At 67.9% G+C, this 13,334-nt stretch carries 13 protein-coding genes; 8 read left to right on the top strand and 5 right to left on the bottom strand.

Features of this window, described 5'->3' with window-relative positions; genetic code table 11:
* Window position 1: 1 nt before the first annotated feature.
* From AC0KWY_RS15135 to AC0KWY_RS15125, 3 genes are read right to left on the bottom strand one after another with little or no spacing between them, the layout of a single operon-like run.
* Entirely contained in the window at window positions 2–928 is a 927-nt protein-coding gene (locus AC0KWY_RS15135) for a homoserine kinase (protein ID WP_474026321.1), read from the bottom strand.
* 3 nt (window positions 929–931) lie between these two features.
* Window positions 932–1,261: a DUF2782 domain-containing protein gene (locus tag AC0KWY_RS15130; protein WP_474026320.1), complete on the bottom strand. Its 330-nt coding sequence runs from the start codon at window positions 1,259–1,261 to the stop codon at window positions 932–934.
* 31 nt (window positions 1,262–1,292) lie between these two features.
* Entirely contained in the window at window positions 1,293–2,021 is a 729-nt protein-coding gene (locus AC0KWY_RS15125; RefSeq protein ID WP_474026319.1) for an LOG family protein, read from the bottom strand.
* 3 nt (window positions 2,022–2,024) lie between these two features.
* On the opposite strand from AC0KWY_RS15125, the gene polA reads away from it, so the two are divergent.
* Complete coding sequence (polA, locus tag AC0KWY_RS15120; protein WP_474026318.1) at window positions 2,025–4,724, top strand: DNA polymerase I; 2,700 nt, start codon at window positions 2,025–2,027, stop codon at window positions 4,722–4,724.
* A gap of 47 nt (window positions 4,725–4,771) precedes the next feature.
* Window positions 4,772–5,362 carry a Uma2 family endonuclease gene (locus tag AC0KWY_RS15115; RefSeq protein WP_474026317.1) on the top strand — a complete coding sequence of 197 codons (591 nt, stop codon included), beginning with the start codon at window positions 4,772–4,774 and terminating at the stop codon, window positions 5,360–5,362.
* 15 nt (window positions 5,363–5,377) lie between these two features.
* Here AC0KWY_RS15115 and AC0KWY_RS15110 read toward each other — a convergent pair whose 3' ends face one another.
* A complete protein-coding gene (locus AC0KWY_RS15110; protein WP_474026316.1) occupies window positions 5,378–5,995 on the bottom strand; it encodes an adenylate/guanylate cyclase domain-containing protein in 618 nt (205 codons plus the stop codon).
* A 163-nt stretch (window positions 5,996–6,158) separates the two neighbouring features.
* Between AC0KWY_RS15110 and AC0KWY_RS15105 the strand changes: the two genes are divergently transcribed.
* Genes AC0KWY_RS15105 through AC0KWY_RS15080 form a run of 6 tightly spaced genes read left to right on the top strand, consistent with a single transcriptional unit; the run spans window position 6,159 to window position 12,350 of the window.
* A complete protein-coding gene (locus tag AC0KWY_RS15105) occupies window positions 6,159–6,758 on the top strand; it encodes a thermostable hemolysin (protein WP_474026315.1) in 600 nt (199 codons plus the stop codon).
* Window positions 6,751–8,874: an AMP-binding protein gene (locus AC0KWY_RS15100; protein WP_474026314.1), complete on the top strand. Its 2,124-nt coding sequence runs from the start codon at window positions 6,751–6,753 to the stop codon at window positions 8,872–8,874. Before AC0KWY_RS15105 ends, AC0KWY_RS15100 begins: the two co-directional genes overlap by 8 nt.
* Window positions 8,865–9,650 carry an SDR family oxidoreductase gene (locus AC0KWY_RS15095; protein ID WP_474026313.1) on the top strand — a complete coding sequence of 262 codons (786 nt, stop codon included), beginning with the start codon at window positions 8,865–8,867 and terminating at the stop codon, window positions 9,648–9,650. The genes AC0KWY_RS15100 and AC0KWY_RS15095 overlap by 10 nt, the downstream gene beginning before the upstream one ends.
* A gap of 25 nt (window positions 9,651–9,675) precedes the next feature.
* A complete protein-coding gene (locus tag AC0KWY_RS15090) occupies window positions 9,676–10,320 on the top strand; it encodes a TRAP transporter TatT component family protein (RefSeq protein WP_474026312.1) in 645 nt (214 codons plus the stop codon).
* Window positions 10,321–10,986 (top strand): response regulator, encoded by a 666-nt coding sequence (locus AC0KWY_RS15085; protein ID WP_474026311.1) that lies wholly within the window; start codon window positions 10,321–10,323, stop codon window positions 10,984–10,986.
* Window positions 10,983–12,350: an ATP-binding protein gene (locus tag AC0KWY_RS15080; protein WP_474026310.1), complete on the top strand. Its 1,368-nt coding sequence runs from the start codon at window positions 10,983–10,985 to the stop codon at window positions 12,348–12,350. Before AC0KWY_RS15085 ends, AC0KWY_RS15080 begins: the two co-directional genes overlap by 4 nt.
* Here AC0KWY_RS15080 and AC0KWY_RS15075 read toward each other — a convergent pair.
* On the bottom strand, window positions 12,316–13,284 hold the full coding sequence (locus tag AC0KWY_RS15075) for an SdiA-regulated domain-containing protein (protein ID WP_474026309.1): 969 nt from the start codon (window positions 13,282–13,284) through the stop codon (window positions 12,316–12,318). The two genes, AC0KWY_RS15080 and AC0KWY_RS15075, sit on opposite strands and share 35 nt — an antisense overlap.
* Window positions 13,285–13,334 lie beyond the last annotated feature (50 nt).

Genomic DNA, 13,334 nt, shown 5'->3' with positions numbered 1-13,334 from the left:
GCTAGCCGGGGAGCGCATCGGCGGCAAGGCGCAAGTGCACCAGCAGGGCCTTGAAATCGTCCGGATTCTTGATCGTCACCACTTCGCCGGCGCGCGGCCGCAATTTGGCATCGAGTCGCAACAGCCAGAAACGCAGCGCCGCCGCCCGCCGCAACGCCGGCCAGGCCGCCCGTTCGGCAGCTTGCGGCGGGCGTACGCCGGCATAGCCGTCGACCAGTGCCGCCAAGCGCCCGGCATCGCCACACCAGTCGTTGGCGACCACTGCCAGGTCGAACAGCCAGGCATCGACGCCGGCAAAATAGAAATCGAGCAGACCGCCGAGTTCGCCATCGTCGCGCCAGAGGACGTTGTCGCGAAACAGGTCGGCGTGGATCACCCCCCGCGGCAGCGCCGACCAGTCCTGCTCGGCCTGGAAGGCGAGTTCGTCGGCGAGCAGCGCGGCATCGGCAGCGCCGAGCAGGGGCAGCAGGTCGTCGCCGACTTGCTGGCGCCACGCCGCACCGCAGGGATTGGCCGGCGCCCCGGCAAGATCGGCGGCGGCCAGGTGCAACTGCGCCAGCGCGGCGCCGACGGCGCGGCATTGCGTCGCATCGGGGGTGTCGACGGCGCGCCCGGGCAAGCAGGTGAGCAGCGCCGCCGGCTTGCCGCACAACGGCCGCCACAGGCGGCCGGCGGCGTCGGCCAGCGGTCGCGGACAAGGCAGACCGGCATCGGCCAGATGCGCCTGCAGGCGCAGATAGAAATCGAGCGCTGCCGGATCGAGCGCTTCGAACAGCGTCAGCACGAAGCGGCCGCGGCCCGTCGTCACGAAATAATTGGAGTTCTGCATGCCGGCGGCGATGCCGGCATGTTCAAGGAGTTCGCCGGCCGCCAGCGGCGCCAGCCAGGCGGCGAGTTCGGCGCGCCCGACCGTGGTATAGACGGACAAGGCTTACCAGCTATGGATGACCCACATCGGCGGCCGCACCGGGTTGGGATTGATCTCGCTTTCGACCATCACGCCGTCGCCCTGGCGATCGACCAGGTAGTAGGGCTTGCCGTGCGCCGGCGTCACCTTGACCATGTAGAGCTTGCCGTTGGCACGGAATTCCTCGCGCGTTTCCTTGTCGTTGCGGACGATGGTCACCTGCGGCTCGAGCGCCGCGTCGAAGGGTTCCATTTCCGGCGGCGGGGGCGGCACGGCGGGCAGCGGTTGCAGTTCGCCCTGTTGCGCCCAGACGGGCAAGGCGGCAAGAAGCAGGATGGGGAGAAGACGGCGCATGTTTTTTCCTTTCGGTATGCCAGCCATTTTATTACAGGTTGAGCATCATCTCCCGTTCGTTCGGCAGCGGGCTGAACGGACGCGCCTCGTAATGCTTGAAGATCGCTTCGACGACTTTCTCCGGATCGTCGATGATCTGGATCAGCTCGGTGTCCTCGGGATCGATCATCTTTTCGCGCACCAGCGTGTCGCGGAACCAGTCGATCAGCCCCTTCCAGAAATCCGAGCAGACCAGGATCAGCGGAATCTTGCGCGCCTTGCCGGTCTGGATCAGGGTCAGCGCTTCCATCAGCTCGTCGAGCGTGCCGAAGCCGCCGGGCATGACGACGTAGGCGCTGGCAAAGCGGACGAACATGTACTTGCGCGCGAAGAAGTGGCGGAAGGTCTGCGAGATGTCCTGGTAGGGATTGCTCTGCTGTTCGTGCGGCAGCTGGATGTTGAGCCCGACCGACGGCGACTTGCCGTGGAAGGCGCCCTTGTTGGCCGCTTCCATGATGCCGGGGCCGCCGCCGGAGATCACCGAGAAGCCGGAATCGGAGAGCAGGCGGGAAATCCGCTCGGTCAAGTCGTAATACGGCGTGCCTTCCTTGACCCGGGCCGAACCGAAGATCGTCACCGCCGGCTTGATCGCCGCCAGGCGGTCGGTGGCCTCGACGAACTCTGACATAATGCCGAAAATCCGCCAGGACTCGCGGGCCGTCGCGCTTTTCAGCAACGCCTCGGTCTCGATGCCCATCACCAGTTTATCGCTCTCGGTCATCCCATGCCTCTTCTCTTGTTGGTGGACGGTTCGTCCTATCTGTACCGCGCCTATCACGCCCTGCCCGACCTGCGGAATCCGGCCGGCGAGCCGACTGGCGCGCTGTACGGGGTTCTGAACATGCTACGTCGTCTGGAAAACGACCACAAGGCGGACTACAAGGCGGTCGTCTTCGACGCCAAGGGCAAGACCTTCCGCGACGACTGGTATCCCGAGTACAAGGCGCACCGCCCGCCGATGCCCGACGACCTGCGCGCCCAGATCGAGCCGATCCACGCCGCCATCGCCGCCGCCGGCTGGCCGGTGCTGTGCATCGACGGCGTCGAGGCCGACGACGTGATCGGCACGCTGGCGACCAAGGCCGCCACCGACGGCATCGACACGCTGATTTCCACCGGCGACAAGGACCTGACCCAATTGGTCGGCCCGCATGTCCGCTGGTACAACACGATGAGCGAGGAAATGCTCGACGCGGCCGGCGTCGAAGCCAAGTTCGGCGTGCCGCCGGAAAAGATCGTCGATTACCTGGCGCTGGTCGGCGATACCGTCGACGGCGTTCCCGGCGTCGCCAAGTGCGGCCCGAAGACCGCCGTCAAATGGCTGACGCAATACGGCTCGCTCGACGCCATCGTCGCCAACGCCGAGCAGATTTCCGGCGTCGTCGGCCAGAACCTGCGCGATCACCTCGACTTTCTGCCGCTCGGCAAGAAGCTCGTCACCGTCGTCTGCGACCTGCCGGATTTGCCGGCGCCGACGGCCTTGACCGCCACGGCGCGCGACCGCGACACCTTGCGCGAACTGTACACGCGCTACAACTTCCGCACCTGGACGCGCGAACTCGACAGTGACGCGCCGCCAGCCAGCGAAGAAGCCGCCGCACCGCCTGCCGCGCCGAGCGAAGTCCGCTACGAGACGGTGTTCACCTGGGAACAGTTCGAGCACTGGCTACAAAAGATCGAAACCGCGCCGCTGACCGCGCTCGACACCGAAACCACCAGCCTCGACAGCTTCGCCGCCCGCATCGTCGGCATCTCGCTCTCGGTGACGCCCGGCGAGGCCTGCTACATCCCGCTCGCCCACAATGGCCCCGGCGTCGCCGAACAGTTGCCGCGCGACGAAGTGCTGGCAAAACTGAAACCCTGGCTGGAAAACGCCGAGCGCCAGAAGGTGCTGCAGAACGCCAAGTACGACCAGCACGTCTTCGCCAACCACGGCATCGCGCTGGCCGGCATCGCCCACGACACGATGCTGCAGAGCTACGTCATCGAATCCGACAAGGGCCATGACCTCGGCCAGTTGTGCAGTCGCCATCTCGGCCTCGACACCATTGCCTACGAAGACCTGTGCGGCAAGGGCGCCAAGCAGATCGGTTTCGACCAGGTCGACATCGAGCGCGCCGCCACCTACGCCGCCGAGGACGCCGACGTGACGCTGCGCGTCCATGAGGTGCTGCACCCGCAGTTCGCCAAGGAGCCGGGCCTCTCCCGCATCTACCACGAGATCGAACTGCCCGCCCGCCAGGTCATCTGGCAGATGGAGCGCACCGGTATCCTGATCGACGGCGACACGCTCGCCCGTCAGAGCCACGAGATCGGCCAGAAGATCATGGCGCTGGAAGCCCAGGCCTATGAACTCGCCGGCCAGCCGTTCAACCTCGCTTCGCCCAAGCAACTCGGTGAAATCCTGTTCGGCAAGCTCGGCTTGCCGGTGAAGAAGAAGACCGCCTCCGGCGGCCCGTCAACCGACGAGGAAGTGCTGTCCGAACTGGCGCTCGACTACCCGCTGCCCAAGCTCTTGCTCGAACACCGCTCGCTGTCGAAGCTGAAGGGCACTTACACCGACAAGCTGCCGCGCATGATCAACCCGGACAGCGGCCGCGTGCATACGCATTTCTCGCAGGCCTCGGTAGTGACCGGCCGGCTCGCGTCCAGCGAACCCAACCTGCAGAACATCCCGGTGCGCACCGACGAAGGCCGGAAAATCCGCACCGCCTTCGTCGCCCCCGAAGGCAGCAGCATCGTCTCGGCCGACTACTCGCAGATCGAGCTGCGCATCATGGCGCATCTCTCCGGCGACGCCCGCCTGCTCGACGCCTTCGCCCACGGCGAGGATGTGCACCGCGCCACCGCTGCCGAGATCTTCGGCGTCACACCGCTCGAAGTCGGCCCGGATCAACGTCGCGTCGCCAAGAGCATCAACTTCGGCCTGATCTACGGCATGAGCGCCTTCGGCCTCGCCCGCCAGCTCGGCCTGGAGCGCAGCGCGGCGCAGACCTACATCGACCGCTACTTCGCCCGTTACCCCGGCGTCGCCCGCTACATGGAAGAAGCCCGGGCGACGGTGCGCGAGCACGGCTACGTCGAAACCGTCTTCGGTCGCCGCCTGTGGCTGCCGGAAATCCGCTCGAGCAACGGCAACCGCCGCCAGGCGGCGGAGCGCGCGGCAATCAACGCGCCGATGCAGGGCACCGCCGCCGACCTCATCAAGCTCGCCATGATCGCCGTCCAGGGCTGGCTGGAGCAGACCGCCCGCCAGTCGAAACTGGTCCTGCAGGTGCACGACGAACTGGTGCTCGAAGTGCCGGACGGCGAACTGATGGAAATCCGCACGCATCTGCCGCGCCTGATGACCCAGGTGGCGCAGTTGAAGGTGCCGCTGGTAGTCGAAGTCGGGGTCGGGCCGAACTGGGAAGCCGCCCACTAAGGCGGTGATTTATTGCATAATTTTTCCGTCGACCGCAGGAGGGCGCCATGAAACTCGCCGATGACATCTACGTGACGGAAACCGAATACCTGGCTCACGAGGTGCGCAGCCCGGTGCGCCACGAATACGTCGCCGGCCGCATCCACGCGATGACCGGCGCCTCGCTGCGCCACAACGTCATCGCGCTCAACATCGCATCGCTGTTGCGCAACCACCTGCGCGGCTCGCCGTGCCGCGCCTTCATGGCCGACACCAAGCTGCGCGTCGCCAAGACGCACAGCATCTACTACCCCGACGTGCTGGTCACCTGCGACCCGCAGCACCTGGCCGTCGGCCCGGCCGACCAAGTGGTCGACAACCCGCGCCTGATCGTCGAGGTGCTTTCCGAAAGCACCGCCGCCACCGACCGCCGGGAAAAGCTGCAGGCCTACCGCAGTCTGCCGACCCTGCTCGAATATGTGCTTGTCAGCCAGGACGAGGCACTGATCGAAATCCACCGGCGCAGCGGCGACATCGGCTGGCAACTCGCCACGCTGACGGCGGGCGACCCGGTCGAACTGAAGAGCGTCGAACTGCTCACCGATTTCGCGGCGATCTACGAGGAAAGCGGGCTGCCGCTGCTGCCCGGTAGCGACTGACGCCGCCGGAGCGCCTCAGCGGACCATCCGGAACGCCGCATTGGCACCCGGCGGCACATTGGCGATCGGTTCGAACGCGTAGACACCGGCTGCCGCATCGCGCACGGCGTCGGTCACCAGGACTTCGCCGGCGCGGGCGATGTCTTCGCCCAGCTTGGCTGCCGCGTTGACCTCGCTGCCATAGACATCGCGGTCGCCGATCCGCAGCAGCCGCCCGAAGCCGAGACCGACGCAGAGGCCGATGCGTTCCGCCGGCTCGCGCCCGACGTTGTAAGCCTGGCAGACGCGCTGCATGGCATCGGCGCACTCGATCGCCTTGACGATATTGCGGAAGATGATCAGCAGGCTATCGCCCTCGACCTTGAGCAGGATGCCGTCGTGGGCATCGATGCACGGCGAGAGCAGGCGCTGCGATTCGTAGATCAACTGCAGGAAATGGATGATCCCGAACGACGCGACGCCGCTGGAAAAGCCGGACAGGTCGGTGAACATCACCGCCCATTCCTCGCCGAACAGATCCCAGATGCGGGCGTCGATCTTGTCCTTGTCGGCGCCGGGCGCCAGCCGCTCGGCGATCAGTTTTTCGATCCGGTCCTCGGATGCGCTGAGGCCGACGTTGCGCGTGTATGCCATATCCCCCCCGGGTACTTTTCAGTTGGAAGGACAATGATGCCCCAAGCGGCAAACTTCCGGAACGCAAGCGACGAATCGCGCATGGCAAAAAAGCAAACGCTTAAGTTTCCTTTAATTCGCCGGTCGCATCCTTGGCGCCATAGTGTTCAACGAGGTCATCATCGTGGCTGCCATCCAGAAGATATTCCAGACCCGCCGACCGGTGTCGACGGTCCGTCACACCATCGTCGGCGCGCCGCGCCGGGCGCAGGCGGAAGCCTTCATCGGCGACATCTTCCGCCGCCACTACGACGCCACGGTGCGCAGCTTCGCCCCCAACCTGATGCTGCTCGAAGACAACGAGCGCATCACCGCCGCCGCCGGCTGGCGCTGTGCCGGCGAAGACCGGCTCTTCCTCGAAACCTACCTCGACGAGCCGATCGAAGCCGCCGTCGCCCGCCTCGCCGGCCAGCCGGTCAAGCGTGAGGCGATCGTCGAAGTCGGCAACCTCGCCGCCGACCGCCCCGGTGGCAGCGTCGATGTCATCCTCAACCTGGCCCGCCACCTCGACCGGCTCGGTTACGAGTGGGTCGCCTTCACCGCTACCCGCGAGCTGATCGGCATCTTCCGCCGCCTCGGCCTGCCGCCGCTGGCCCTGGCGCCGGCCGACCCGGAGCGTCTCGGCGCCGATGCCGCCGACTGGGGCAGCTATTACGACAGCCGGCCGATCGTCGTCGCCGGCCGCATCGCCCTGGCCCTGGAAATGGTGAAACGCCATGGCTGATTTCTCCTGGCAAGCCGAACTCGCCACCCGTCCGGCCGACGCCCCGCTGCTGCTCGACAGCCAGCGCAGCTGGAATGCCGGCGAGATCGTCGCCGAACTGCTCAACCTGCGCGAACGCCTGGCCGGCAGCCGCGTTGTCGGCGTGCTGGCCGACAACAGCCCGGCCTGGATCATCGCCGACCTCGCCTGCCAGGACAGCGGTCGCGTGCATCTGCCGCTGCCCGCCTTTTTCCACACGGAACAACTGCGCAACGCGCTCGAACAGGCCGGCGCCGACACCGTGCTCACCGACCAGCCCGAACGCATCGGCGCCCTCGACCTCGGCTTCGCCATCACCGGCCGCTGGCAGGGGCTGACCTGGATGCGCCGGGTCGTCGAGCCGGTCGAGCTGCCGCCGGGCAGCGCCAAGATTTCCTTCACCTCGGGCAGCACCGGCGCGCCCAAGGGCGTCTGCCTGAGCCGCGACGGCCTGCTCGACACGGCCCGCGCGGTGCACGAGCGCCTTGCCGATCTGCCGCTCGAACGCCACCTGGCGGTGTTGCCGCTGGCCCTGCTGCTGGAAAACGTCGCCGGCGTCTATGCGCCGCTGCTGCGCGGCATGCCGGTGTACCTGCCGCCGCTCGCCGAACTCGGCTGGGCCGGCATGCAGGGCTTCGACCCGGCGGCGCTCGACCGCAAGGTCAGGGAAACCGGCGCCGGCAGCGTGATCCTGGTGCCCGAGCTGCTCAAGGCCTGGGCGACTTACCTCGGTTTCACGCGCAGCCAGCCGTCGGCCACGCTGCAGTTCGTTGCCGTCGGCGGCGCGCGCGTCGCCCCGGAACTGCTGGCCGGCGCGCGCGCCCTCGGCATTCCCGCCTACCAGGGCTACGGTCTGACCGAAGGCGGCTCGGTGCTGGCGATCAACCGCCCCGGCGACGACGCCGACGGTGTCGGCCGTCCGCTCGGCCATGCCCGGCTGGCCATCGAGGACGGCGAACTGACCGTGCGCACCCGCGCCTTCCTCGGCTACACCGGACAGGCGGCGGCCAGCGACGCCGCCTTCCCCACCGGCGACCTCGCCAGCTTCGACAGCAGCGGCCACCTGCACCTGCAGGGTCGGCGCAAGAACCTGCTGATCACCTCGTTCGGCCGCAACGTCTCGCCGGAGTGGGTCGAAGCGGCGCTGCTCGCCCAGCCGCAGATCATCCAAGCCGTCGTCACCGGCGACGGCCAGCCGGCGCTGTCCGCCATCGTCGTGCCGCTGCCCGGCATCCCGGACGGCGCACTCGGCGAAGCGATCGCCCGCGCCAACGCCGGCCTGCCGGATTACGCGCGGATCGCCCATTTCATCGCCAGCCCCGCCTTCACCGCGGGCAACGGCCTGGCCACCGGCAACGGCCGGCCGCGCCGGCAAGCCATCATCGACCATCACCGTGCCGCCCTGGCGGCGCTCCATTCTTCAGAGGAGTCTCCGATGTCCTTCTACGACACGCTCAAGTTCGAAACCGCCCAGGCCCGCGCCTACCTGCTCTCCGCGCCGATCATCAGCGAATGCCTGCAGGGCCGCGCCAGCCTGCCCAGCTATCTCGCCTTCCTGGCCCAGGCCTACCACCATGTGCGCCACACGACGCCGCTGCTGATGACCCTCGGCGGCCGCCTGCCCGAGCGGCTGGCCTGGATGCGCGCCGGCGTCGCCGAGTACATCGAGGAGGAAATCGGCCACGAGGAATGGATTCTCAACGACATCGCCGCCGCCGGTGGCGACGTCGCAGCGGTACGCAACAGCCGCCCCGAGCTGCCGGCCGAACTGATGATCGCCTACGCCTACGACCTGATCAACCGCGGCAACCCGGCCGGCTTCTTCGGCATGGTCTTCGTCCTCGAAGGCACCAGCGTCGACCTCGCGCTGAATGCCGCCGACCGCATCCAGGCGGCGCTGGGCCTGCCCGACACGGCCTTCTCCTACCTGCGTTCGCACGGCACGCTCGACCAGGAACACACGCAGCACCTGGCCAACATCCTCGACCTGATGACGCCGGAAGATCAGGCCGACGTGCTGCACGCCGCCAAGGTCTTCTTCAAGCTCTACGGCGACATCTTCCACGCCCTGCCGGTCGAGGTCGCAGCATGCAACTGAAAGGCGCCCGCATCGTCCTCACCGGCGCCAACGGCGGCCTCGGCCGGGTGCTCGCGCGCGAACTGGCGAACGCCGGTGCCGCCCTGCTGCTGACCGGCCGCGACCCGGCGGCGCTGGCCCGCATCGACCTGCCGGCCGGTTGCGACTACCAGTTGCTGCAAGCCGACCTGACGCACGGCGGCGGCATCGAGAGCACGGTCCAGGCCGCCCGCAGCTTCGGCGCCAACATCCTGATCAACAACGCCGGCGTCGCCAGCTTCGGCCTGCTCGCCGAGCAGGATTGGAACGACGTCGAACGCATCCTGGCGACCAATCTCGGGGCGCCGATCCGCCTGACCCAGGCCCTGCTGCCCTGGCTGACGCAACAGCCGGAGGCGGCGGTGGTCAATATCGGCTCGACCTTCGGCAGCGTTCCCTTCGCCGGCTTCACCGCCTACTCGGCGGCGAAGGCCGGGCTGCGCGGCTTTTCCCAGGCGCTGCGGCGCGAACTCGCCGACAGCACGGTACGCGTCATCCATGTCGCGCCGCGCGCCATCGACACGCCGATCAACCCGCCGGCGGTGCGCGCCCTGAACCGCGCCCTGGGCAGCGCCACCGACACGCCGGAGACAGTCGCCCGGCACGTCCTGGCCATGCTCGCCAACGATGTCGCCGAAGGCCACATCGGTTTCCCGGAACGCTTTTTCGCCTGGCTCAACGGCTTCGCCCCCGGTCTCGTCGACCAGGGCCTGCGCGGCAAGCTGGCCAAGATCAAACAACACGCCGCCAAGGCGTGACCCTCAACAGAACACAGGAGGCATCATGTCCCGTTTGAAATCCTTGCTTTTCGCCGTCGGCGTCGGTTGCGCGACGCTGCTCCACGCCGCCCCCGGCGACGAACTGATCCGCCCGATCCAGGACCGCTGGGCGGAAATCAAGTACAAGGCGCCGGAAAAGCAGCAGGCCGACCTCTACCGCGAACTCGCCGTCCAGGCCAACCAGATTGCCAAGGCCAACCCGAATCTTGCCGCCGCGCTGATCTGGGAGGGCATCGTCGTCTCCAGCGAAGCCGGCGTGCGCGGCGGCCTCGGCGGCCTGTCGCTGGCCAAGGAAGCCAGGGCACTGCTCGAAGAAAGCCTGAAGCTCGACGAGAAGTCGCTCAACGGCTCCGCCTACACCAGCCTGGCGACGCTCTACGCCAAGGTACCGCGCTGGCCGATCGGCTTTGGCGACAAGGAAAAGGCGGAAGCGCTGTTCCGCAAGTCGCTGGCCGTCAACCCGGACGGGATTGACCCGAATTTCTTTTACGGCGAGTATCTGATCGATCAGGACAAGGTGGCCGAAGGCCGCCGCTACCTGGAAAAGGCCCTTGCCGCGCCGGCCCGCCCGGGTCGCGAACTGGCCGACCAGGGCCGACGCCAGGAAATCCGCGCCCTGCTCGCCAAAACTGCCGGAGAAGCACGCTAATTGAGACTATTGCTGGTTGAAGACGACACCCTGCTCGGCGACGGAATCCGCGCCGGGCTGATGCTCGCCGCCTACGCGGTCGACTGGGTGCAGGACGGAAAAATGGCACTGCTGGCGCTGGCCGACCACAGTTACGATGCCTGCATCCTCGACCTCGGCCTGCCCGGCAAGGACGGACTCGCCGTGCTGCGCGAAATGCGCGGGCGCGGCGACCAGACGCCGGTACTGTTGCTGACCGCACGCGATACCCCGGAAGACAAGATCGCCGGTCTCGACCACGGCGCCGACGATTACCTGACCAAACCCTTCGACCTCGGCGAACTGCAGGCGCGCATCCGCGCCCTGCTCCGCCGCGCCGGCGGCAAGGCGCAGCCGCTGCTCGAACATCGCGGCGTCAGTCTCGACCCAGCGAGCAAGCGGGTCAGCTTCAATGGCCAGGAAGTCTCGCTATCCGGCCGGGAATACGCGCTGCTCCACGCGCTGATCAGCCAGCCGGGCCACATCCGCAGCCGCAGCCAGCTCGAGGAAAGCCTCTACGCCTGGGGCGACGAAGCCGGCAGCAACACCGTCGAAGTCTACATCCACCATCTACGCAAGAAATTCGGCGCCGACTTCATCAAGACGGTACGCGGCCTCGGCTACCAGCTCGCCGACCACAACGCATGAAACGCCTGCTGCCGCCGGAGCACCTGCAATCCTTGCGCTGGCGGCTGCTCGCCGCGATCGGCGCGGTCGTCATGACGACCTGGCTGCTCACCGGCTGGTTCAGCTACACCCAGGCGCAGCACGAAGCCGAGGAAATGCTGGACGGCAGCCTGGCGCAAACCGCCCGCCTGCTGCTGGCGATCACCCACGACAACGAGGACGACCTCGGCGAACTGGCCCCGCGACTGGCGACGGTACGCGGCGCCGAGGACGTCTACGAGCCGCCGCTGGAGTTCCAGATCGGCCGCGGCGACGGCACCATCCTCGCCCGCTCGCCGGATGCGCCGGAGTTCCCCATCCTCGGCGTTGCCGGCTACAACGACATCATTCGCCATGAAGAAGCCTGGCGGGTACTCAACGCGGTTTCCGCCGACGGCCGCTACCGGGTCCAGGTCGCCCAGGCGATCGGCCTGCGCGACCGCGCCGCGCTCGAAGTCGCCACCCAGACGGTGTGGCCGCTGCTGCTCATCACGCCGGTACTGATCCTGCTGATCTACTTCTCGATCAAACGTGCGCTGCGGCCGCTGGAGCAACTGGCCCGCGAGGTCGCGACACGCACCCCGGACAGCCTGGCGCCGCTGACCGCCACCCGCATTCCGACCGAGGCGCGGCCGCTGGTGGTGGCGATCAACCGGCTGTTCCGCCGCGTTGGCCGGACGCTCGACAACGAACGTCGGTTCACTGCCGACGCCGCCCATGAACTGCGCACACCGCTCGCCGCGCTCAAGGTGCAGACGCAGGTTGCCCTGCTCGGCGGCGATTCTCCGGTACGCGAACACGCGCTGCACCAGATCGAGATCGGCGTCGACCGAGCCGGCAGGCTGGTCGAGCAGTTGCTGCGTCTGGCCCGGCTCGACCCGCTGAGCTGCCCGCCACACAGCCTCCCGGTCGATCTCGGGCAACTGGTCGAGCGCGTCGTCGCCGCCAGCCATGCCGAGCGCCCCGTCGCCACGCCGCAACTGAACGCCCCTTGTCTTGTGCAGGGCGACAACGACCTGCTGCAGATCGCCGTGCGCAATCTGGTGGACAACGCCCTGCGCTATTCGCCACCGGACAGCGCGATCCGCGTCGCTATCCAGCGTCGCGACGACGCCAGCTACGACCTGACCGTCAGCGACAACGGCCCCGGCGTTCCCGAGGCCATCCTGGCCCGGCTCGGCGAGCGCTTCTTCCGCGCCGAACCGGGAAAGACCGAAGGCAACGGGCTCGGGCTGGCGATCGTTGCCCGCATCGCCGAACTGCACGGCGCCCGCCTGCATCTGGCCAACCCACCGGGCGGCGGCTTCGCCGTCAGCCTGCTGGGCTTGCGGGCGGCGGGCGAGTAAAGCGGTAGAACAGGTTCGGTTCGCTGACCAGGTAGAGCCGCCCCTGGTCGTCCAGGGTCACCCCCTCCGCCTGCGGCACCGCCTTCTGCAGGCCGCTGCGGCCGGCGGCCAGCGACAGGCTGCTCAGCGGCCGGCCATCGGCGGCGAATTCGACCAGACGGCGTGACTCCTCGGACAAGGCAAGCAGGTGGCCGCTCGCCGCGTCGAAATGGAGGCCGGCCAGGTCGCTCCCCGGCAAGCTCGCGTCGCGTACCGTGTCCTCGGCAATGGCGAGCGCAGCCGTCGCTGCAAAGGGAAAGCCGCGCACCTCGTAGATGCGCTGCGGATCGCGCTCCTTGGCAACGAACAGGCGGCCGCTGGCGGCGTCGAAGGCCAGCCCCTCGAAGCCCTTGTTGCCGTTGCGGCCGATACCGAGCGCCAGGCGCGGCGCCTGCCCGGCATCGATCGCCCTTGTCCCCTCGTCGATCCGGACATGGACCAGCGCCTGTTGCCGCTCGTCGGCCAGGACGTACGCGCCGGGCCCGACATACTCGATCGCCTCCGGATCACCGACACCGCTCAGCGGGATGCGCCGCAGCACCTCCCCGGCCAGCGACAGCTCGATGATTTCCGGATGGGCATTGGTGACAGCGAACAGGGTCCGGCGATCCGGATCGTAGGTCAGCCCGGAGACATTGGCAGCGATGCCGGCCAATGGCCGGGCTTCGATCTCGACCCGGTAGGCGGGCAGCCAGAGCGCCCGCTCGCGTTGCGCGGCATCGGCCGTCGCCTGCTGCCAGTGGAGAGCGACGGCCGGCCAGCGGACGAACGGCGCGGCGCCGCCGAGGACGACCAGGATCGCCAGCAACAGGCCACCGGCGCGGCGCCAGCCGGCCGCCAAGCGCAGCCGGCGAACGGGAAGGGAAAGCGGAACGGACAGGCTGGAAGGGGTCATGGCGGTAGCGGCGGCAATCGAGGACGGCACCATCCTGCGCTGCCGACGCT

Source organism: Azonexus sp. MM2026_4 (genome assembly GCF_055901855.1).
This window is presented reverse-complemented; position numbering and strand designations above follow the sequence as displayed.